The 20,115-nt window shown below is 69.3% G+C and carries 19 protein-coding genes and 2 tRNA genes; 9 read left to right on the top strand and 12 right to left on the bottom strand.

Going from position 1 to position 20,115, the window contains the following annotated elements; translation table 11 throughout:
- Positions 1-113: 113 nt before the first annotated feature.
- From PUW82_RS04765 to PUW82_RS04745, 5 genes are all read right to left on the bottom strand, one after another.
- Complete coding sequence (locus PUW82_RS04765; protein ID WP_210007013.1) at positions 114-377, bottom strand: hypothetical protein; 264 nt, start codon at positions 375-377, stop codon at positions 114-116.
- Positions 374-1,267, bottom strand: coding sequence for a hypothetical protein (locus tag PUW82_RS04760; RefSeq protein WP_210007012.1), 894 nt, complete (start codon positions 1,265-1,267; stop codon positions 374-376). Before PUW82_RS04760 ends, PUW82_RS04765 begins: the two co-directional genes overlap by 4 nt.
- A gap of 5 nt (positions 1,268-1,272) precedes the next feature.
- A complete protein-coding gene (locus tag PUW82_RS04755) occupies positions 1,273-1,620 on the bottom strand; it encodes a hypothetical protein (RefSeq protein ID WP_210007011.1) in 348 nt (115 codons plus the stop codon).
- Positions 1,621-1,739: 119 nt separating this feature from the next.
- Positions 1,740-2,030, bottom strand: a complete 291-nt coding sequence (locus PUW82_RS04750) for a glutaredoxin domain-containing protein (protein ID WP_245338157.1) — start codon at positions 2,028-2,030, stop codon at positions 1,740-1,742.
- Positions 2,020-2,250: a helix-turn-helix transcriptional regulator gene (locus PUW82_RS04745; protein ID WP_210007852.1), complete on the bottom strand. Its 231-nt coding sequence runs from the start codon at positions 2,248-2,250 to the stop codon at positions 2,020-2,022. The genes PUW82_RS04750 and PUW82_RS04745 overlap by 11 nt, the downstream gene beginning before the upstream one ends.
- A gap of 124 nt (positions 2,251-2,374) precedes the next feature.
- Here PUW82_RS04745 and PUW82_RS04740 point away from each other — a divergent pair, with 124 nt between their 5' ends.
- From PUW82_RS04740 to PUW82_RS04720, 5 genes are all read left to right on the top strand, one after another.
- Entirely contained in the window at positions 2,375-2,962 is a 588-nt protein-coding gene (locus PUW82_RS04740) for a hypothetical protein (RefSeq protein ID WP_271175071.1), read from the top strand.
- Positions 2,955-4,046 carry a tyrosine-type recombinase/integrase gene (locus PUW82_RS04735; protein WP_210007010.1) on the top strand — a complete coding sequence of 364 codons (1,092 nt, stop codon included), beginning with the start codon at positions 2,955-2,957 and terminating at the stop codon, positions 4,044-4,046. The genes PUW82_RS04740 and PUW82_RS04735 overlap by 8 nt, the downstream gene beginning before the upstream one ends.
- A 31-nt stretch (positions 4,047-4,077) precedes the next feature.
- Complete coding sequence (locus PUW82_RS04730) at positions 4,078-4,344, top strand: hypothetical protein (protein ID WP_210007009.1); 267 nt, start codon at positions 4,078-4,080, stop codon at positions 4,342-4,344.
- Positions 4,345-4,596: 252 nt separating this feature from the next.
- Positions 4,597-6,792 carry an ADP-ribosylglycohydrolase family protein gene (locus PUW82_RS04725; RefSeq protein WP_274221170.1) on the top strand — a complete coding sequence of 732 codons (2,196 nt, stop codon included), beginning with the start codon at positions 4,597-4,599 and terminating at the stop codon, positions 6,790-6,792.
- Positions 6,793-7,398: 606 nt separating this feature from the next.
- Positions 7,399-7,632 (top strand): hypothetical protein, encoded by a 234-nt coding sequence (locus tag PUW82_RS04720; protein WP_274221169.1) that lies wholly within the window; start codon positions 7,399-7,401, stop codon positions 7,630-7,632.
- Positions 7,633-7,784: 152 nt separating this feature from the next.
- Here the strand turns inward: PUW82_RS04720 and PUW82_RS04715 are convergent.
- The 4 genes from PUW82_RS04715 to PUW82_RS04700 all read right to left on the bottom strand — a co-directional run bounded on the left by PUW82_RS04715 (position 7,785) and on the right by PUW82_RS04700 (position 11,848).
- A tRNA-Ser gene (locus PUW82_RS04715) sits at positions 7,785-7,873 on the bottom strand.
- Between the two features lie 82 nt (positions 7,874-7,955).
- On the bottom strand, positions 7,956-9,188 hold the full coding sequence (locus PUW82_RS04710) for an LCP family protein (protein ID WP_274221750.1): 1,233 nt from the start codon (positions 9,186-9,188) through the stop codon (positions 7,956-7,958).
- Between the two features lie 222 nt (positions 9,189-9,410).
- Positions 9,411-11,033: a RecQ family ATP-dependent DNA helicase gene (locus PUW82_RS04705; RefSeq protein WP_274221168.1), complete on the bottom strand. Its 1,623-nt coding sequence runs from the start codon at positions 11,031-11,033 to the stop codon at positions 9,411-9,413.
- A 74-nt stretch (positions 11,034-11,107) separates the two neighbouring features.
- Entirely contained in the window at positions 11,108-11,848 is a 741-nt protein-coding gene (locus PUW82_RS04700) for a hypothetical protein (protein WP_274221167.1), read from the bottom strand.
- Positions 11,849-11,977: 129 nt separating this feature from the next.
- Between PUW82_RS04700 and PUW82_RS04695 the strand changes: the two genes are divergently transcribed.
- Positions 11,978-14,386: an acyltransferase family protein gene (locus PUW82_RS04695; RefSeq protein WP_274221166.1), complete on the top strand. Its 2,409-nt coding sequence runs from the start codon at positions 11,978-11,980 to the stop codon at positions 14,384-14,386.
- A gap of 269 nt (positions 14,387-14,655) precedes the next feature.
- On the top strand, positions 14,656-14,892 hold the full coding sequence (locus tag PUW82_RS04690) for a hypothetical protein (protein ID WP_274221165.1): 237 nt from the start codon (positions 14,656-14,658) through the stop codon (positions 14,890-14,892).
- Positions 14,893-14,895: 3 nt separating this feature from the next.
- Here the strand turns inward: PUW82_RS04690 and PUW82_RS04685 are convergent.
- The 3 genes from PUW82_RS04685 to serS all read right to left on the bottom strand — a co-directional run bounded on the left by PUW82_RS04685 (position 14,896) and on the right by serS (position 17,262).
- A tRNA-Ser gene (locus PUW82_RS04685) sits at positions 14,896-14,983 on the bottom strand.
- Between the two features lie 48 nt (positions 14,984-15,031).
- A complete protein-coding gene (locus PUW82_RS04680) occupies positions 15,032-16,000 on the bottom strand; it encodes an HAD-IIB family hydrolase (protein WP_274221164.1) in 969 nt (322 codons plus the stop codon).
- Entirely contained in the window at positions 15,997-17,262 is a 1,266-nt protein-coding gene (gene serS / locus PUW82_RS04675) for a serine--tRNA ligase (protein ID WP_274221163.1), read from the bottom strand. Before serS ends, PUW82_RS04680 begins: the two co-directional genes overlap by 4 nt.
- Before the next feature lie 117 nt (positions 17,263-17,379).
- On the opposite strand from serS, the gene PUW82_RS04670 reads away from it, so the two are divergent.
- Both PUW82_RS04670 and PUW82_RS04665 read left to right on the top strand, forming a co-directional pair.
- Entirely contained in the window at positions 17,380-18,594 is a 1,215-nt protein-coding gene (locus PUW82_RS04670) for a diacylglycerol/lipid kinase family protein (RefSeq protein WP_420792718.1), read from the top strand.
- Between the two features lie 82 nt (positions 18,595-18,676).
- Entirely contained in the window at positions 18,677-20,041 is a 1,365-nt protein-coding gene (locus tag PUW82_RS04665) for a cryptochrome/photolyase family protein (RefSeq protein ID WP_274221162.1), read from the top strand.
- Positions 20,042-20,115 lie beyond the last annotated feature (74 nt).

Below are 20,115 nucleotides of genomic sequence, written 5' to 3'. Positions count from 1 at the left end.
AGTGCCGAGTCCGAGGATTACCGGACTGAGCGCAGCGAGGGAGGATATGCCGCAGGGCCGGAACGGAGCGCGCCGGAGGTCGCTACGATCGGCCGCCAGGACGGATCCGCCACCTACTCCCCCGATAGCTCGGCGAGCTTCTGAATCAGAGGTCGGCGGTCTGCGAGCGGCTCGGTGATCAGCATCCGGATGATCCCACGGAACATCTCGACATCCGGCGACGGCAGCCGACGCTCCAGTGGCGCGGCGCACCACGCAACGTCCTCCTCGACGTCGTAACCGGGCTCGTTGTCAGCCTTGTCGGGGTAGTACATGAACGCGCTGATGGCGGTGCGGTAGAGCACCTTCTCGGCGCGGCTCCTGTCGATGACGCTCATCGGTTCAGTTCTCTCGTGTCGGGGTGACGCAGCATCGGATGCGGGGCTGCGGGGTCCAGATGATGGACTCGGCGCGGTTCTTCGTGGTGGCGGAGGCGCTCGCTGATCTGCTTCGCGATGGCATCCATTCGCGCCTCTTCGATTTCCTGCGGCGTCATGCGCGGCTTCGGCTTAGGGCCGGGTGCCACACGGCTCAGTTCCTTCTGCAGGCGCGCGAGCTCCTCTTGCTGCTCAGCCAGCGCGTAGGTCGCGCGCGCTTTGAGACAGTCTCTCTTCCACGCCGCCAGCAGTTCCGGCGGCGTCGCGAAGATCTCCATCATGGTCATGAGTTCCTCCTCGGTCCAGGTTCGTGAGAAGAAGGCGTGGGCCGCGACGCGGTTCGCTTTGCGCTCGTCGCGAGGTACGCGATGGAGACGCTGCGTCGGCAGGCCGACTGCTCGGCGCCGTTTTTCGCGGTCGCGCCACGCGCGGTGGGAGGCCTTCTGCTTCTCCTTGTTGCGGGCGTAGTACTCGCGGCGGCGCGCACGCTGTTCCTCGGCATGCGCCGCGTAGTACTCACGTCGCCGCTCCCGGTGCTTCTCGGCGTTGTCGCGGTACTTGTCGCGCAGTCGCGCGTTGACCTGGTCCTTGTGCGAATCACGCCAGCGCTGGTTACGCTCACGCTTACCCGCCCGATACGCCTCAGGGTCCTTCTCGCGTTGCTCCGCGCGGTACTGCCGCTGATAGTCGAGGTACTCGTCGCGATGTGCCGCGTAGTATTCGCGCGCGTACTCACGACGCCTTTCCTTACGTTGCTTCTCCCTCTCGTAGACCGCAGCGCGAGCATGCGCGATCTGAAGGCGAAGGTCCTCGTTCGCTCGCTGGAGCCGCTCAGCATCGTCGTCGATCAAGGTGATCACCTCGCGACCGACGTCGTGGATGCCGATGGGGGCCAAATGCCGTCGAGCAGCGAATCAGCGGGAGCGAAGCGGTCGCGCAACGCGCGAGGCGGCGCGAGCGGGAAGCGCCGCTCGGCTTCGGCCGCGGACCGCTTGCCCTTCGGGAAGTACTCGTGGAAGAGCAGGCACTGCGGATCGACGGTGACCCAATGGCATCGCGTGCCCCACCAGACCGTGAGCTCGAGCTCAGCCTCCTCGACCGAGTTCACCCAGACGCCGGCCACATGCCCGTCGACGAGTAGGGCAGTGTGCCACTCGTGCGCACCGGGATGGATGCCGCGGACGGCCAGAGCCTCGTCGATCATCGCTCGTCGGATGCGGCAGTCATCGTCGGTTGCGCGGTCGCCAAGGATCGGAGCGGCGGACCGAATGCGCTCCCCCGCTTCCCCGAGACTCTCCCCTGCACTCGGATCAGGTCTCGCGTTCATGACCTGCTCGCGAACCTGGCCGCGATCCTCTTCAACTCGTCCGGCTGGAACCCTGACCAGTGGTCGTGCTCGTCGACGACCACGACCGGCGCGCGGGTGTATCCGAGGTCGCCGACAACATAGTCGCGGGCGGCGCTGTTCTCGTTGCGGGTGATGTCGCATTCGACGAACGGGATGTCGAGGTCCGCCAAGAGGCTCTCCGTGAGCATGCACTGCACGCACGCGGGGCCGGTCGTGTACACAGTGACGGCCCGCGGCGCGGCATCCGGCATCAGATCAGTAGCCATCGATCGTGCCTTCGCGCATGGCGGCTTCGACCCACTCGTCGACCTCGTCGACGGCGTAGAGCACAATGCGGCCGAGCTTGCGATAGCGCGGGCCCTTGCCCTCATGTCGCCACATCGCGAGCGTGCCGGTCGAGATGCCCGGCAGCTGGTCGGCCAGCATCTGCGGGCTCAGGTACTTGTGTTTCAGGTCGACGGGAGTCGTTTCGATCTTCATTGCCACGGCGCACCTCCGCTGCGTTGTTGGAACCGTGTTTGACATGAGTACACAACTAAGGAGTATGCTCTGTCAAGAGGTTCTGCGATGTGCGTTCGAGGTAATGCAAAATGAGGAGGTGAGAATCGACGTGACCACTCTCGATGGCACACCCATGTCAGCGGATGCCGCGACGGAACCCGTCGGGTCGGCGTTGCGCATTGCTCGCGCGTTCGTTGCAACCACGACGAACGACGAAACCGGGATCGAAACGACCCTCGAGGCGCACTACTCGCCCGACGAAGGTCAGTACGTCGTCATGACGCTCGTCAGCCGGGCGATACGGCCGGACTTCGATCGACGCGCGCTGCGTCACATCGCCGCGCAGGCGATCGTGCAAGCCGCCGTCCCGCATTGCATCGCGGTGCGCATGGATGGCTCGGACGGCGGCGAGTGGACGACGGTCGCAGACCTGACCGCCGGCGAGGGCCGGATCATCCCGCAGTGGATGGCATCCGCTGTCGTCAAGCGCGGGATGAAGGACGAGCGCATGGAGGTGATCGAGATCCTCTACGGCGCCGCAGCGCTCGCGGACCTGCCGCCGACGAAGGCGGTGCAGGTGGAACTCGATGTGCCGCACCGCACGGCATCCGACTGGATCGCGAAGGCGCGCGCCGCCGGCCGGCTCAAGGGCATGAACTATACGCAGGGCCGCCCGCGTCGAACGGACGATGCCTAAGCGCACGACCCGAAACGTCTACTCCTACGACTCGGTCAAACACGGCACGCTCTGGCGTGCCCGGTACGTCTCGCCCAGCAATCGCATCGTCGAGAAGCGCGGTTTCCTGACGAAGGCAGAGGCCGAGGCGTGGCTGACGACGGAGAAGTCGAAGCTGATAACCGGCGACTGGACCGACCCCCGCAAGTCGACGGTTACCGTCGGCTCCTTGGCGCCGGCGTGGCTCGATATCAAGAAGCGCACGCTCAAGCCGTCGGCGTACAAGCCGCTCGAGACGAGCTGGCGACTCCACGTCGCTCCGCGCTGGGAGCGCGTGCCGCTGCGCCGCGTGGTCAACGGTGATATCGCCGCGTGGTTGAGCGAGATCGACCGTTCTCCGTCGATCGTGCACCGCGCGTACGGGGTGCTCAACGGCATCCTGAAGCAGGCAGTCAAGGACGGGCGACTCGGCCGAAACCCTGCCACCGGCGTCGACTCGCTGCCACGCCGCCGAACCCGACGCATCCGCCGCTACTTGACGCAGGAAGAGCTGCGGCGTGTGGCTGATGCCAGTGGCTCGCATCGGCCGCTCGTGCTGACGCTGGGGTACTGCGGACTGCGCTGGGGCGAGGCTGTAGCGCTGAAGGTCGCCGACGTTGACCTCGAGAAGCGACGGATCACCGTGCACCGGTCGGCCGTCGAAGTGCATGGCGAGATCCACCTGAGCACGCCGAAGACGGACGCCAGCACCCGCCTCGTCCCGCTGCCCGCGATCGTGGTCGAGGCGCTGCGTGCGGAGATGACGGGACGCCGCAAGAGCGATCTCGTGTTCCCGGGGCCGACTGGCGAGTACATGCGACGCGTGCGCTCGTCGGCGGGCTCGAAGTCCTGGTGGAAGACGGCACTCAAGACCGCGGGTGTCGAGACGATGGTGCTGCACGACCTGCGCCACACCGCTGCGTCGATCGCGGTGAACGCCGGCGGCAACGTGAAGTCCGTGCAGCGGATGCTCGGCCACGCGTCCGCCGCGATGACGCTCGACAGGTACGCGGACCTCTTTGACGATGGGCTGGATCGGCTACTCGACCAGATCGATGGGGTCTGACCGTGGCCTGGCGTAGCCATACAGTGGTCGCGTGGCCGCACAACTGCAGCAGACGCACTGGGTCCGGGGCACGCTCCCTGCGGCCGTGCCGCCGGGCATGAAACATGCGCTTGTCGTCAAACTCGACGACGACTATGTGACAGTGACGACGCTCGCCTCCCTGACGACCCGAGGATCGTCCAGCCCCACCGTCGCGCCGCTGTCAAGAGACGACACTCCCGTCATGATCTCCGTCACGGACGAACACCTCGCAGACGCGGCTCGATATGAGCAGAACATTCGCGAGCTCATGAGTTGATCCGAGTCCGTCACGGACCGAGATCGCCCGACGTCGCCGCTAGACCGGACTCGCGAGTCCTGCCAGACGTATCACTGCCGAGTCCATCGGCTCGAGCGAGGCGAGAGGCAACTGTCGTTGGCCCCTTCTAGGCTCTACGCGTAGAGATGGGACGGCCATGGGTCTGGGACACGTGAGGTACGCAGTGATCGCGGCCGTCCGGCGCGACCCCAATGATGTTCTCCACGAGCACAAGAGTCTGGCGAACGCCCGATGAGCGCGCCGCGGGGCCGCACCTACCTGATCCAAATCGATGTGATCGCTCAGGAGTTCGTCACGATTCTTGAGAGCGGGAGCCTCGTTCTCGAAGATGCAGTCACGGGCGACTACGTCACTGTCGCGCCGAAGGACCTGGATGCGTTCGCCGAATCCGACCCACCGTATACCGCCCACATTGTCAGTTGCGTGCGCAGGGAACTTCTCGACGACACCCACGACCGCTGTGGCTGGGAATGGACGCAACACCCCGAGCGCAAGTGGTGGTACAGAGTCGGCGCTTGTCCGAAGTGCCACCCACCTTCCCCAGCCCCTGCCCACCTATCGCTCGCAGAGGACCGCATGCTGAACGATGAACCCGACGAACATGATGCATACCGACGATCATGGGTGTGCGGCGCGCATCACGTCCGCTCCCGACCATGGCTGACCATCAGTTGGGTCACTTACCCCCACCAAACACCCCACCTCGTTGTGCACGACGGGCCGACGGGTCCCGCGCTCCACTTCGACAGCCCTGATGGGGCAACCTTCGTCAACCCTAAGGGCATAACTCCCGTGAGCTGGGATGAAGCCTTCGCGCCCAACGGGGATTGGTCCACGATCTGGGGCCCGGTCGACAGCAGAGAAGCACTCACCCCCAAGAGCGCGGCGTATCATGCTCTCGCGGTGCTGGTAGGCCTCGGGAAGGACTGGCTGGTCCGTCCGGCGCGATTCGTCGGGGATGACGACGATCCACTCTCAGTGACGTCGATCGAGCGTCGGTTCGGCACAGCGCAACAGTCGATGATCGAGTACCTGGCGCTCCTTGAGGCACAGTACGACGAAGGCGTCGCGACCAATCGGCCCGAGTACTGGCATGAACCAATGTGGGTGGGCTTGAAGCACGGACAGCCACTCGTGCTCGTCGATGAATCCGGAGTTCTTCACACGAGCAGCGGTCAACTGAGCCTCCCGGACACGACTGCGACGGTCGAACAACTGGTCAGCAACGCCGTTGCACCAAGGCCGCCGCAGCCTGCCGGACAACGTCGGCGACTTCCGGCAGAAAGACCGGTTGAAGTACCGGCGACCGCAACTAACCGAGTACCCCAGGTATCGCCTCCCGGCGACGGCGAGGTATCGCTACCAACCTGGGTGAGCAAAGTTCGAGGCCTGATGCTCGGCATCGCACTGGGAGACTCGATGAGTAGTGGCGGCGGAGTTCGAGACAACGGCAGCCAACTCCGCGCTGGGGCTGCAACGGAGCTTGCCGCATGGACCGTCGAGGGCCTGCTACGAAACTTCACTGCCTACGACTGGGCAATTCAATCTCAGAACGAAGAGGTGATGCGCGCATACCAGCGATGGGCGCTGCTCAGGGGTGCACGTTCCGGGGAGGCGGGGTGGGAGCCCTTGCCGATCGTCGACGGTCGCCCCGCTCGCGGCTGGCTCATGGACACGCCTGAGATCCGTACCGCTCACGGATCTTCGCCCTCAATGATGATGGCGTCGACCACGGGCAATTCGACTCGGGAGCCCAGCTCGCGAGGACTGATCAAGGGGCTGCCGTACGCAGCACTAGCCGGAGCCAGCGGCTTCGTACGCAGCGGACCGGACAAGGTAGCCGCGTACGCAGGGATGTTCGCCGGGCAGACGCATTCACACCCGTGGGTTACGGGGAGCGCGACCGTTTCGACGTTCCTCATCGCCCACTTGCTCCGATCCAATGCACCACTGTCTTCAACTCTTCACCACGCCGCGAGATCAGCCGACTCGATTTGGGGCCTCACCAGCACGAGCAACTTTCCACGTGCGGCAATCGGAGACGCGATCGATCGCGGATCGAGGGCTCCGCGGAGCCGCAGCAACCTCACGCACCTGGCGAGAGACGGCGATGCCCTCGGCGCGTTGGTTGGCGGCATATATGTCGCCACATCGTTCGACGACCATGATGGCGCGGAAGGCATACTCGACTTCTGCTCTCCCGCGGCGAACGGGCGGTCTGTAGCGTCGGTCGCCCTTGCCTTCGCGGGAGCAACCCACGGCTACGAGTCGCTCCCTCCTTCGCTCATTAGCCGCCTCGAGTTCGGCTGGATCATGGACCGCCTAGCCATTGACCTCACGACGCGAGTGTCCGCACCAAAGTGGCAACCGATAGATGATCGGGCATGGAGACTGAAGTACCCTGCGACTCCCCGAAACGAGGAATGACTTGGAGACCCCGCACCGACGTGTGCACCGCGTGCGCATTCCGAACCCATCGCTCGACCTGGTGGAGCACGAAGGGGGACAGCACGCCTGGGTCTGGGCCGTCCCACTGCCTTACCGGGCACTGACTGCGAGTTGGTCGGGGGCTCCAATGCCCGCGGCACCGGACACAGTGCCGGACGACGAGGGCCGGTTTGAACATCAGATTGGTTACTACGCCTCGCTGTTCTCGTTCCTCACCTATTCGTTCGGGTGGACGAGACCGGACAAGGGTCTGCTGTGGTGGTATACGCACGGCTACCGGTTGAGGACGATCGACTACTGCTGATTCGCGACACCTGGGAGCGGGACGGAACTCTCCTCGGGTTCCTCGCGTGGCTATCAAGCATGCCGGCGGACCTGTTGTCTTCGAACACGCTTGCGCCTTGGGCTCGGCGGTTGGACGGGTCCCCACTGCGTCTTGAGTCTGAGTGGGTCCGTCGACTGGACGCCGCCGGGAAGCATGAGCCCTGGACCGGGGGAAGTGATCCGTTCCACCTCGGCACCGGATATCACATCGCCGCGCCGTCACTGTCGGACCGACCAGGCGCACGGACTCAGCTCCCCGGAGTGTCCAATCTCGACCTCAAGTCCCGCAGCGGCACTTACGTCAACGAGACCATCAATGGTTGGTACGCGAATCTTGTGCTGGCCGGAGAGCAGCTCCCGAAGATCCCCGGCGAACGCAGTTGGCGGATAGACGTGTACGTGAAGCCGATCGGCTTTGTTGGCACCTATCGTCGTTCACGCAGCACGGGGCTATGGTTCGCGGGCCAGCACAGATTCCACGCCGTAGGTAACTGATTGAAGCCGGACGTATGTGGCTCGTCTCAATGTCACGTCTCAGGACATCGGTCACGTTTCGTGGCAGAAACGTGGCAGAAGCTGTTTCGGCACCTCGGCCGGAGAGCAGAAAACCCGCGGAATTCCGCGGGTTTAGAGCCTAGATCTGAGAGCGGAGACGGAGGGATTTGAACCCTCGGTCCCCTTACGGGGACTCCACCTTAGCAGGGTGGTGCACTAGGCCTGACTATGCGACGTCTCCACGGCATCCGACGCGAGACGGCGCGGATGCACCCGGCAATCATAACCCGCTGGCTCGTCGGCTCCCAATCGAGGGCGAGCGCTCACCGCTCCGCGACGGTGCAGGTCACCTGCGCGGCGCTGGAGCCGGCGATGTCGCTCGGCAGCTCGACAGCCTCCGACGGCGTCGCGGGCGGCTCCGTCGCGGCCGGGTCGGGCGTCTCACCCTCCGGCGCGGGCGCGGCCGTATCGGTGGGCGCGGGGGCGGCGGGCTGCTCGGCCTCGCCGACCACCTCGACACCGTAGCCCTGGCTCGCGTCTCCCGTCAGTTGGATCGGCCGGTTCTCGGCGAGCGCCTCGAAGAGCATGTCGGCGGATGCCGTGTTGGGCAGCACCCGCAGACCGTCGGATGCGTACGAGGTCGGGTACTGCAGGAAGTTGATGTCCGAGAACGGCACATCCTTGACCGCCATCGCGATCTGCACCATGCGGGTGGGGTTGGCCAGCGATTCACTGAGCACCAGCTGCTGACTGTTGACCTGCTGCACCGCGGTCGTGGCGATGCTGAAGAGCGCCTGGGGATTGGCCAGGACGGCATCCGACTGGAGCTTGCGCACCATCGAGCTCATGAACTGCTGCTGGTTCGAGATGCGCGCGAGGTCGGACCCGTCGCCGATGCCGTGGCGGATGCGCAGGAACTGCAGCGCTTCGGCACCCTGCAGGGTGTGGTTGCCGGCGGTGAGGTTCAGGCCGGTGTGCCGGTCGCTGATGTCTTCCGAGACGCACACGTCGACGCCGCCGATGGCGTCGGACATGTTGATGACTCCGGTCCAGCGGATGGCCGCGGCGAACTGGATGTCGATGCCCGTCAGCTCTTCGACCGTCAGCACGCTGCACGGCAGACCGCCGTAACCGTACGAGACGTTGATCATCTGCGCACTCATCGCCGCGTGGCGGCCGCCCTCGCCGTCCGGGCAGGACGGGATCGGCACGACCATGTCGCGGGGGAACGACACGACGGTCACGCGCCGCGGCTCGTCGCTGATGTGGACGAGCATCGTCACGTCGTTGCGCTCGAGCCCGTCGTCGTCGATGCCGCACCGGGGGAAGAGCTCGAGGTCCTGCCCTTCGCACGAGTCGGTACCGACGACGAGCATGTTCACGCCGCCCTCGATCTCGCCGATGGTGGGCGGGAGCTGCCCGGCGTCGTCGCCTTCGAGCGCGACGCTGTTGTCCGAGACGGAGCGTGCGGCGTCCCACACCGCGAAGGCGCCGACGGCGACACCGCTGATGGCGACGACGGCGACGGCCACGCCGAGGATGGCCAGCAGCTGCATGAGCGGGTTCGGCGAGCGGAGTTCTCCGTGCCGCGCGACAGGACGACGACGGCGCGGTGCCTTCGCATCGGAACGTGCGCTCACGGGTGTCCTCTCGACGGGCCGGCAAGGGGTGCTCGCGGATGCCGCGACGACCACCGTCGCGGACGGGGCACTCCCCAGTGACCGACTCATCATAGGGACGGATGGCTGGAAACTCCGTGAGCGCCGCCAGCGCCCGGCTCAGGTGGCGGTGAGCAGCCCCCGCTCGGCGACGAGATCGGTCGACAGCACCTTGTAGCCCTGGCTCTCGAAGAAGACCGTGATGCGATCGGGCTCGACGGCCATCACGGTGCCCTCTCCCCACTTTTGGTGCCGCACGATCTCGTCGACCGAGAACGGCGCGTCGGCGGCGGCATCCTCATCGTCCCCGGATCCGGCGGCTCTCGCGGCGCACGTGTCGCAGTTGCCGCACGGCTCGACGTAGTCCTGGCCGAAGTAGCCGAGCAGCGTCGCGCGACGGCATCGCCGGGTCTCGGCGTAGTTGCGGAGCATCTCGATGCGCGAGTGGTCGATGCGCTCGCGTTCCTCCGTCCGCTCCAGCGCCGCGTCCACGGCGCGTTCGACGGTCATCCCCCGCCGCAGCGCCACCCCGGTCCGGCCGGTCCGGATCGCTCCCGCGTCGACGAGCACCGTCAGCAGCGCGGTGACGCGGCGCGGCGACAGGTCGGCGGCCTCGGCGAGGTCGGCGCGTCGGCGGGTACCTCCCGTCACGGCCGAGACGAGGCGCTTCAGCTCGCCGCGCTTCGGCGCGGACGCCGCGAAGAACCGGCGCAGCGACAGATCCTCGGGGCGATAGTGCAGCGTCGCCGTGGCCGGCTCGCCGTCGCGCCCGGCGCGCCCGAGCTCCTGGTAGTAGGCGTCGATCGAGTCGGGCACGTCGGCGTGCACGACGAAACGGACGTCGGCCTTGTCGATACCCATCCCGAACGCGGAGGTCGCGACGACGACATCGACGTCGCCGTTGTGGAATGCCTCGTGCACGCGGGTGCGCTCCTTGGCCGGAAGACCGGCGTGGTACGCCACGGCGCGCAGTCCCCGATCGGCGAGCGCGTCGGCGTACTCCTCGGTCGCTCGTCGCGTCGCGGTGTAGAGCAGACCCGGATGCGGCAGCTCGGTGACCTGCGCGATGACCGCGTCGCGCTTGTCGTTCTCGCCCGTGTGACGCCGCACGCCCAGCTCGATGTTCGGGCGGTCGACGTCGCCGACGAGGATCGCGGGGTCGCTCATGGCGAGGCGCTCGATGATCTCGGTGCGCACGGGACTCGTGGCCGTCGCCGTCAGCGCCATGACCGGTGGGCGGCCGAGTCGCTCGGCGACCTCACCGAGCAGCAGGTAGTCGGGGCGGAAGTCATGACCCCACGCAGCGATGCAGTGCGCTTCGTCGATGACGAGCAACGAGACACCGACCTCGACGAGCTGCTCGACGACGTCGTCCTTGGCAAGCTGCTCGGGCGCGAGCAGGACGTACGACGCCTCCCCCGACCGGATGGCATCCCACCCCTCGCGCTGGTCCCGGGCACTGCGCGACGAATTGAGAACCACACCGTCGGGGGCGTCGGGCGCCGCGTCGATGCGGGCGAGCTGATCCTCTTGCAGCGCGATGAGCGGCGAGACGATCGCGGTCAATCCGGGGCGCATCGCCGCGGCGACCTGGTACACCGCCGACTTGCCCGCTCCCGTGGCCCACACCACGAGCACGTCGCGACCGGCGATCGCCGCTTCGATCGCGTCGAGCTGCTGCGGGCGCAGCTCTTCGATACCGAAGGCATCACGGGCGACACGGGCGATCTCGTCTGACTGCACGGACTCAGTCCACCTCGCCCGCCCGCTCGGCGCATGCCGCTTGCGACGGCGGCGGCGTTATGGAAGGGGGAGGCTTACGACGACGGCGGCGGGGTCGTGGTCGACGCGACCGCCGACTCGCGCTGCACGAGGTCGTACGAGGGCTGCCGCACGGCCCGCACCCACGGGTACATCCGCGCGCCGGGCAACACGCGCGTTCCGGCGTCGAACCGCGGCTGCGGGGTCTGCTCGGACAGCGGCTGCAGCCGGATCAGAGCGAAAGGCTGCCACCGGCCGAGCGGCGTCGCCGCGGCGAGCACCAGCCGCCAGGCGGCATCCGTCGGGCTGCCGTCGAGCGTCTTCGCCGACAGCAGCACGGGTCCGCGGCGACCGCGATAGGGAAGAAGGATGCCGTACCGCGCGCGCTCCGCCCGCCGCACCGGCAGCAGCGCGAAGCGCAGCGGGAAGGCTCGACCGGTCGAGGCGAACTCGATGTCGGCGGTGCCCTGCGCAGGGCTTCCCGCCTGGCCGGGGCCGTCTGCGCTGCCGCCGGTCTGCACGCGCAGGGCGAGGCCGAAGATGTCGGGCAGGGCCTCGGGCAGGCCCACGGAGCGCGAGACCCGCGCGGTCACCGGCGCCTCGCCCGACGGCGGCGGCGTGTCGATCCAGTCGATGCCGGTGCGACGCGGCTCGCCGACCCAGCGCACCGTGCCCGCCAGCATCCGCCCGCGGGGATGGATCGGCCGCGGACGTCGCACGAGCAGCATCGCACCGAACACCGAACGCAGTCCCGAACCGATGACGGTGGCGATGGGGGCGGGGCGGAAGGGGCTCATCCGCCGAGCGAAACTCATCGCACGCGCGGGCACACGGGGGTTGCGCACGCGGCGACGAACCGCTCCGTTCATGCTCGCGGCGATGGAATCGCTCCCACTACACTCGGGGACGGCCTTCCGGATCGGTATGTGAACACCTCGACCTCGCCTCATCCGCTGCCGCGACACGACATTCAGGGACTGCGCGCCCTCGCCGTCCTCGCGGTGATCGGCGCGCACACGATCGGGTGGCCGCGCGGCGGATTCGTCGGCGTCGACGTGTTCTTCGTCGCCTCGGGCTTCCTCATCACGGGCGCGCTGCTGCGCGAGATCCGCATCACCGGCGGCATCCGGATCGGTGCCTTCTTCGGCCGGCGCGCGCGCCGCATCCTGCCCGCCGCCCTCATCGTGCTCGTCGCCACCGCGGCGACGGCGTTCGCCGTGTTCTCCCGGGCCCGGGCCGAGCAGACCCTGGTCGATGCCCTGTGGTCGGCGGGTTTCGCGGCGAATGTGCACTTCGCGGCCCTCGGCACCGACTACTTCCACGCCGACGATGCGGTCTCGCCCCTGCAGCACTTCTGGTCTCTGGCGGTCGAGGAGCAGTTCTACGTCGTCTGGCCGCTGCTGCTGCTCATCGCCGTGGCCGTGATGCCCCCGGCTGCCCGGCGTTCCGCACGGACGGCGGTGGTCGTCGGGGCCGCAGCCGTCGCCGTGCTGGCGGCCTCGTTCGGCTGGGCGCTGCTGCAGAGCGACGCCGCGCCGGTGACCGCGTACTTCTCGACGTTCACGCGCGCGTGGGAGCTCGCCGCCGGCGCCGTCCTCGCGGCCGCGGTGCCGATGATCCGACGCCTGCCGGTCGGGCTCGGAGCGGCGATGAGCTGGCTCGGTCTTGCCGGACTCCTCGTCGCGTTCGCGCTCATCGACCCCGAGGCGGCCGGCTTCCCGGCACCGTGGGCAGCCCTGCCCGTCGCTGCGACGGCCCTCGTCCTCGCCGGCGGCGTTCCGGGCGACCCGCGCCACCGGCACCTGTTCCCGCTGACCAACCCGGTGAGCGTCGTCGTCGGCGACGTGTCGTTCTCGCTGTACCTCTGGCACTTCCCCGTGATCGTCTTCGCGGCCGTGCTGCTTCCCGCGGGCGACGTGGCGACGTGGCTCGTGCTCGGCATCACCGGCATCCTCGCCGTCGCGTCGTACCACCTCGTCGAGCAGCCGTTCCGGCACCTGCCGCTCGGACGGGCGGGCCGCCCCGCGGCGCCGCCGGCAGCGACGCCCGCGGCTACGGCGACGCCCGCGGCTACGGCTCCGGCACCGGTCCCGACCCGGCCCGTGGCGCTCAGCAGCCGCCCCGCCGGATGGACGCCGGGAACGCGGTACTACCCCGGCATGCCGCGTCCGCAGCAGCTGTCGAGCCCGACGGCGGATGCCGCTGCGCCGGCCCTCGGCGCTGCGGCGGCCCTGACCGCCACCCGCGTCGCGCCCCGGCCACCGGCCGCACCCGAGCCCTCTCCGGAGACCGGGTCCGCTCCCGCCGACGCAGCGTCACCGTGGTCGGCATGGCGGGCCCGGTTCGGTCCGCCCGCGCTGCTGGCCGCCTCGGCGCTGGGCATGGCGGCGCTCGTGACGGTGCTCGTCGTGCAGACGTCGTTCGGCAGCCTCACCGCTCCCCCGATCGCCCTCGCCCCGCCCGACTCCGCGGGCGCCGGAGAGGTCTCGGGCGCCGACCCGATCGCCGCACTGCAGAGCGAGCTCGCGGCCGCGGCCACCGCGACGCAGTGGCCCGACCTGCGGCCCTCGCTCGACGAGGTCATGACCCGGTCGTCCACGAGCAACCCGGTTCGCGACTGCTTCTCCCCCGACACCGCGCCCACCGCCGCGGGCTGCAGCACCGGCAGCGCCGATGCCCCCGTGCACATCTACCTCGTCGGAGACTCCACGGCCATGGCCTACGCCCCGGCGTTCCGCGCCCTCGCCGATGCCAGCGCCGGCGGCATCCGCGTCACCACCGTCGGACTGTACGGATGCCGCTTCACCGATGTCGCCGTCCAGAACGACGGCGCCGGCATCATGGCGGCGTGCCCGCAGCGCAAGGCCGACGTCCGGGCGATGATCCTCGCCGACGCGCCGAGCCTCGTCGTCATGTCGAACGCGTACACGCTGGGTCACACCCCCGACGGCACGGATCTGTCGGCCGATGCCCTGCTCGCGGCGCAAGAGGCCGAGGCCGCCGGCTACGGTCTGCCGGGACGCATCGTGCACCTCGCGCCCCCGCCCGAGGGTGCCGACCTGGGCCGTTGCTACTCGCCTGCGGGGTCGCCCTACGCGTGCGCTTCCGCCGTCTCGAGCACGTGGGGCCAGATGGAGGCCGCCGCCGAACGCATCGCCGCCGCCTCGGGCAATCACGCCGTCAGCTCGCTGCCCTTCACCTGCTGGGAGCTCGTGTGCCCGGCCTTCGCCGGTGACATCCCGACCCGTTACGACCGCACGCACCTCACGGTCGCCTACGCCGAGCACATCGCGCCCGCCCTGCGCGCCGAGCTCGCCGCACGGGGCCTGCTGTGACCTCGGGGCGGCGGCGGTCGCACTCTCCGCTCGCGGAGTTCGCTGCGGTCGCTCTCCTCGGCTCCTTCGTGCTGACCGGATGTTCCCCCGTCGGCGTCGATGGCGACCACGACGCACCGACTCCCTCGTCTGCGGCGACGACCCCTCCCACGGAAACGCCCCGCCAAGCAAGCTACGAAAAGGCGATCCGGGAGTGGACGCTGTCACTGCCCGAGGGATACGACTGGCCGGAGCGCGTGCCGGAAGACTACGCCACAGGGGGCACGGCGATGACGGGTGAACAAGTCGTGCGCCGCGTCTGGGGATGTGCGGTCATCGACTCCGCCTGGAAGCTCTTCCCCACCGATCGAGAGCAGGCCGCAGCGCAACTCGATCTGCTGCAGCAGGATCGGGAGAGCTGGGACCTGCCGTACGGCTCCGACGACTGGACGGACAACGCGCGAACCGCCGGCGACAGCGGGCTGTGCCTGCAGTGGATCGACGGCGGGTATATCGAGTACCCCTGAGAATGGCGGAGGGTGTGGGATTCGAACCCACGGGACATTGCTGCCCACCAGTTTTCAAGACTGGGTCCTTCGGCCGCTCGGACAACCCTCCCAGCGGCGTGAACCGCTGAGCTTCGATCCTAGCGGCCGGGCCGGCGACTCAGAGCGCGCGGAGGATGGCGGCGACGCCGCCCTCCTGCACCGACACGGTGGTCTCGGATGCCTCGGCCAGCACCTCGGCCGGACCCTGCGCCATCGCGATGGCGCGGCCGCCGTGCTCGCGCGCCCAGCGGAACATGCCCACGTCGTTGCGTCCGTCGCCCATCACGAGCACGTCGGCGGGAGCGATGCCCAGCCAGCTGCGCACGCGCTCGAGCGCGGTCGACTTGTCGACGCCCTGGGGGGCGATGTCGAGCCACGCCGACCAGCCCACCGCGTACGACACCTCGTTGAGCCCGATCCGCTCGACCAGCTCGACGAAGTCCGCGTCGGTCTCGTCCGGCGAGACGACGACGACGCGGCACACCTGCTGCGCCGACAGCTGCTCGAAGGGCACCTTGTCGGCGTCGTGCAGGTTCCAGTCGTGCAGCTCTTCGGTATAGAGCCGCCCGCCGTCGGGCAGCTCGACCATGTAGCGCGCATCGGGCAGGTGCTCGCGCAGCAGGGTCAGCACTTCGGTGGGGTCGAAGGTCTCGATGTAGAAGCGCTCGTACGCGAGGGCGTCGGCGAAGGCGTCATCGGTGCGCTTGAGGATGACGGCACCGTTCGAGCACACGACGTAATCGGGAGCGAGGGCCAGGGCGTCGAGGATGCCGTGCGTGCCTTCCCACGAGCGCCCCGTCGCGAGCATGACCTCGTGGCCGGCCGCGTGCGCGTCGGCGACCGCCTCGACCACGCCGGGGCTGAGGGTCTCGTCCTCGAGCAGCACGGTGCCGTCGATGTCGAGCACGATCAGCAGCCGGGTCGCACCGGCAGCGGCCGGCATACCCTCGGCGACGTCCTCGATGATCTCGGCGGCATCGCCCTGCTCGACGACCTCGATGTCCCCGGCCTCGGGCAGGGCATCGGGCGCCTGCTCCGTCACGGCATCCGGTGCGCCCGCCGCGCCGCCGTCCGCTGCGGCGGTCATGCGACCGGCTCCGCGATCTCGAGGCCGCCGAGGTAGGGCCGCAGCGCCTCGGGGATCACGACCGAGCCGTCCTCGCGCTGATGCGTCTCGAGCAGCGCGACGATCCAGCGCGTCGTGGCGAGCGTGCCGTTGAGCGTCGCGACCGGCTCGGTCTTGCCGCCGTCGGGGCGATGGCGGATGTCGAGGCGACGAGCCTGGTACGTCGTGCAGTTCGAGGTCGAGGTGAGCTCGCGGTACGCGCCCTGCGTGGGCACCCACGCCTCGATGTCGTACTTGCGGGCGGCGCTCGACCCGAGGTCGCCGGCCGCGACGTCGATCACGCGGTACGACAGCCCGAGGTCCTGCAGCATCCGCTCCTGCATCGCGACGAGGCGCAGGTGCTCGGCCTCGGCGTCACCGGGCGTCGTGTAGACGAACATCTCGAGCTTGTTGAACTGGTGCACCCGGATGATGCCGCGGGTGTCCTTGCCGTACGACCCGGCCTCGCGGCGGTAGCACGTCGACCAGCCGGCGTAGCGCTTCGCGCCGCGCTCGAGGTCGAGGATCTCGTCCATGTGGTAGCCGGCGAGGGGCACCTCGCTCGTGCCGACGAGGTACGCGTCGTCCTCTTCGAGGTGGTACACCTCGGCGGCGTGCTGCCCGAGGAAGCCGGTGCCGCGCATGACCTCGGGGCGCACGAGCGTCGGCGGGATCAGCGGGGTGAACCCGGCGGCGAGCGCCCGGTCGAGACCGAGCATCATGAGCGCGATCTCCAGACGCGCGCCGATGCCGCTGAGGAAGTAGAAGCGGCTGCCGGCGACCTTCGTGCCGCGCTCCATGTCGATCGCGCCGAGCTTCTCGCCGAGGGCGAGGTGGTCGAGCGGCTCGAAATCGAACGTCGGCGGCTCGCCGTGCGTGCGCAGCGTGACGAAGTCCGCCTCGCCGCCGGCGGGAACGTCGTCGATGACGATGTTCTCGATGCGGGCGAGAGCGGCCTCGGCCGCCTCCTCGGCGGCGGTCACGGCGTGCTGGGCCTGCTTGACCTGCTCGCTGAGCTGCTTGGCCTCGGCCACCAGGGCGGCCTTCTCGTCCTTCGGCGCCTGCGCGACCTTCTTGCCGTGGGCGTTCTGCTCGGCGCGCAGCCGCTCGAAGGCGGTGAGGGCCTCGCGGCGGTCGCGGTCGGCGGCGAGGGCGGCGTCGACGGTGTCGGCCGATTCGCCGCGCTTCACCTGTGAGCGTCGGACCAGGTCGGGCTGTTCACGGAGAAGTGCGAGGTCGATCACCCGTCAAGTCTAGGGTCGCGCGGGGCGAGACCGCCGGTGCCCGGCGGGAAGCGACCCGCCCCGCGCCGATGCGCAAGGGGGCCCGTGTGCCGCCGACGACGGCCCTAGGGTGTAGCCATGGCGACCGAATCCGACGACACCTCCCTGCGAGAGCGCTCCGACGATCCCGCGGGCGACACCCCCGAGCCGCGCCACGCGGGCAGCCCCGACCCCGTGACGGCGGCCGCCCCCGACGACGTCATCCGCGAGCCGGAGGATGTCGCCCCCGACACCACCGACGGCGAGACCGGTGAGGCCCGCCGTGTCGGCCCCGAGGGCGAGACCGAGCCCATGGCCGGGGGCGACGAGAAGCCCAGCCCGAAGGCGGCGCTCGTCTACAACCCGATCAAGGTCGACGGCGACGAGCTGCGCGACCAGGTGCTCCGCGCCGCCGAAGCAGCCGGCTGGGAGGAACCCCTCTTCTACGAGACGACGGTCGACGACCTCGGCGACGACGTGACCCGGCAGGCGCTCGAGGCGGGCGCGAACGTCGTGCTCGTCGCCGGCGGCGACGGCACGGTGCGCGCGGTGTCGGGTGAGATGAGCGGCAGCGGCATCCCGCTCGCGATCGTGCCCAGCGGTACCGGCAACCTGCTCGCCCGCAACCTGGGCCTGCCGCTCAGCGAGCCCGAGACCATGATCGAGGCCGCCTTCTCGGGCGACCGCACCGCGATCGACGTCGGCTTCGCGCGCCTGACGCGCGAGGGCGGCGAGATCGAGGAGCACGCGTTCGTCGTCATGGGCGGCATGGGGCTCGACGCCGCGATGATCGCCAACACCAACCCGCAGCTGAAGAAGTCGGTCGGCTGGGTCGCCTACGTCGACGGAGCCACGCGCTCGCTCGTCAAGGCCAAGCCGTTCCGCGTCGTCTACCAGCTCGTCGGACACCGCATGCACGCGGCTCGCGTGCAGAGCGTGCTGTTCGCCAATTGCGGGTCGCTGCAGGCGGGCATCGCCCTGATCCCCGAGGCATCCGTCACGGACGGCCAGCTCGACGTCGTCATCATGCAGCCGAAGGGCTTCTTCGGCTGGCTGCTGGTGTGGCGTCGCGTGGCCTGGGACAACAGCTTCCTGCGGAAGTTCCGCGCCGGCCGTCGTGTACTCTCCCTGCGCACGAAGGACAGCGCCGTCGTCTACTCCCGCGGACGGGGCGTCGCCCTCGCCCCGCAGGAGCCGCACCCCGTCCAGCTCGACGGCGACGAGTTCGGTGAGGCCACGCACGTGCAGACCCGGGTCGAGGCCGGTGGCCTCATCATCGCCGTCCCGACCGGCCACACGCTGCCCGAGGACTGACCCGCACCCGCCGCGGCGGGCACGTCCGCCCGCGGGTGTCAACCGGTCCCGCCCGGAACGACGCGCGAGCCAGGATGACGGGATGAGTTCCCCGTCGATCGTCTGGTTCCGCGACGACCTGCGCCTCGCCGACCACCCCGCGCTGCTGGCGGCGATCGACCGCGGCGAACCCGTCGTGGGGCTCTACGTCCTCGACGACGAGTCCGAGGGCATCCGCCCGCTCGGGGGTGCGGCCCGGTGGTGGCTGCACCATTCGCTGACGGCGCTCGCGGCCGACCTGCGCGAGCGGGGATCACACCTGGTGCTGCGGCGCGGGCCGGCGGCATCCGTCGTCCGTTCCGTCGTGTCGGATGCCGATGCCGGCGCGGTCTACTGGAACCGCCGCTACGGCGGGGCCGAGCGCGCGATCGACGCCGCGCTGAAAGAAGGGCTGCGCGCCGACGGGCTCGAGGTGCGCTCGTTCGCCTCCTCGCTGCTGTTCGAGCCGTGGACGGTCACGACCGGCAGCGGCACGCCGTTCTCGGTGTTCACGCCGTTCTGGCGCGCCGCGCGCAACCTGCCCGCTCCGCGTCAGCCGCTGCCCGCGCCGACCGACATCGCCGGCCTGCCGTCGCCGCCCGCGGGGGACGACCTCGCCGACTGGGAGCTGCTGCCGACGACGCCCGACTGGGCCGGCGGTCTGCGCGAGCGGTGGGAGCCCGGCGAAGCGGCAGCCCGCGCGCGGCTGCGCACCTTTCTCGACGACGACCTCGGCTCGTACGACGCCGCGCGCGACGAGCCCAGCGCGGGCGCCACGTCGCTGCTGTCGCCGAGGCTGCGGTGGGGCGAGCTCAGCCCCAACACGGTCTGGCACGCGGGCGTCGAGACCGGCGGCGGGACCGGCGCCGAGGCGACGTCCGCGTCGCGGTTCCTGTCCGAGCTGGGCTGGCGGGAGTTCGCCTGGCACACGCTCTTCCACTTCCCCGACCTGGCGACCAAGAACTGGCGGAGCGGCTTCGACGCCTTCCCGTGGCCGCCGCTCCGGCCCGAGCACCTCACCGCGTGGGAACGCGGCGAGACCGGGATCCCCCTCGTCGATGCCGGCATGCGCGAACTCTGGCACACCGGCTACATGCACAACCGGGTGCGGATGGTGACGGCATCCTTCCTGACGAAGAACCTGCTCATCGACTGGCGCCTCGGCGAGCAGTGGTTCTGGGACACCCTCGTCGACGCGGACGGCGCGAGCAACGCGTTCAACTGGCAGTGGGTGGCCGGCTCGGGAGCGGACGCGTCGCCATACTTCCGCATCTTCAACCCCGAGCGCCAGGCCGAGCGGTTCGACCCGAACGGGCTGTACATCGGCCAGTGGGCGCCCGACAGCGCCGCGCGCGAGCCCATCGTCGACCTCGCCGCCACCCGGCGCGAGGCCCTCGCGGCGTACGAGCACGTCAAGCGCGCCCGCTGAGCTGCGCAGCCGCACCGCCACGAGACCGAATGCCGCCCGGGAATAGCCGCACCCGGCGCGAGGTTGCCCCCAGC

This window comes from Microbacterium thalli, from assembly GCF_028737325.1.
Classification (GTDB): domain Bacteria; phylum Actinomycetota; class Actinomycetes; order Actinomycetales; family Microbacteriaceae; genus Microbacterium; species Microbacterium thalli.
This window is presented reverse-complemented; position numbering and strand designations above follow the sequence as displayed.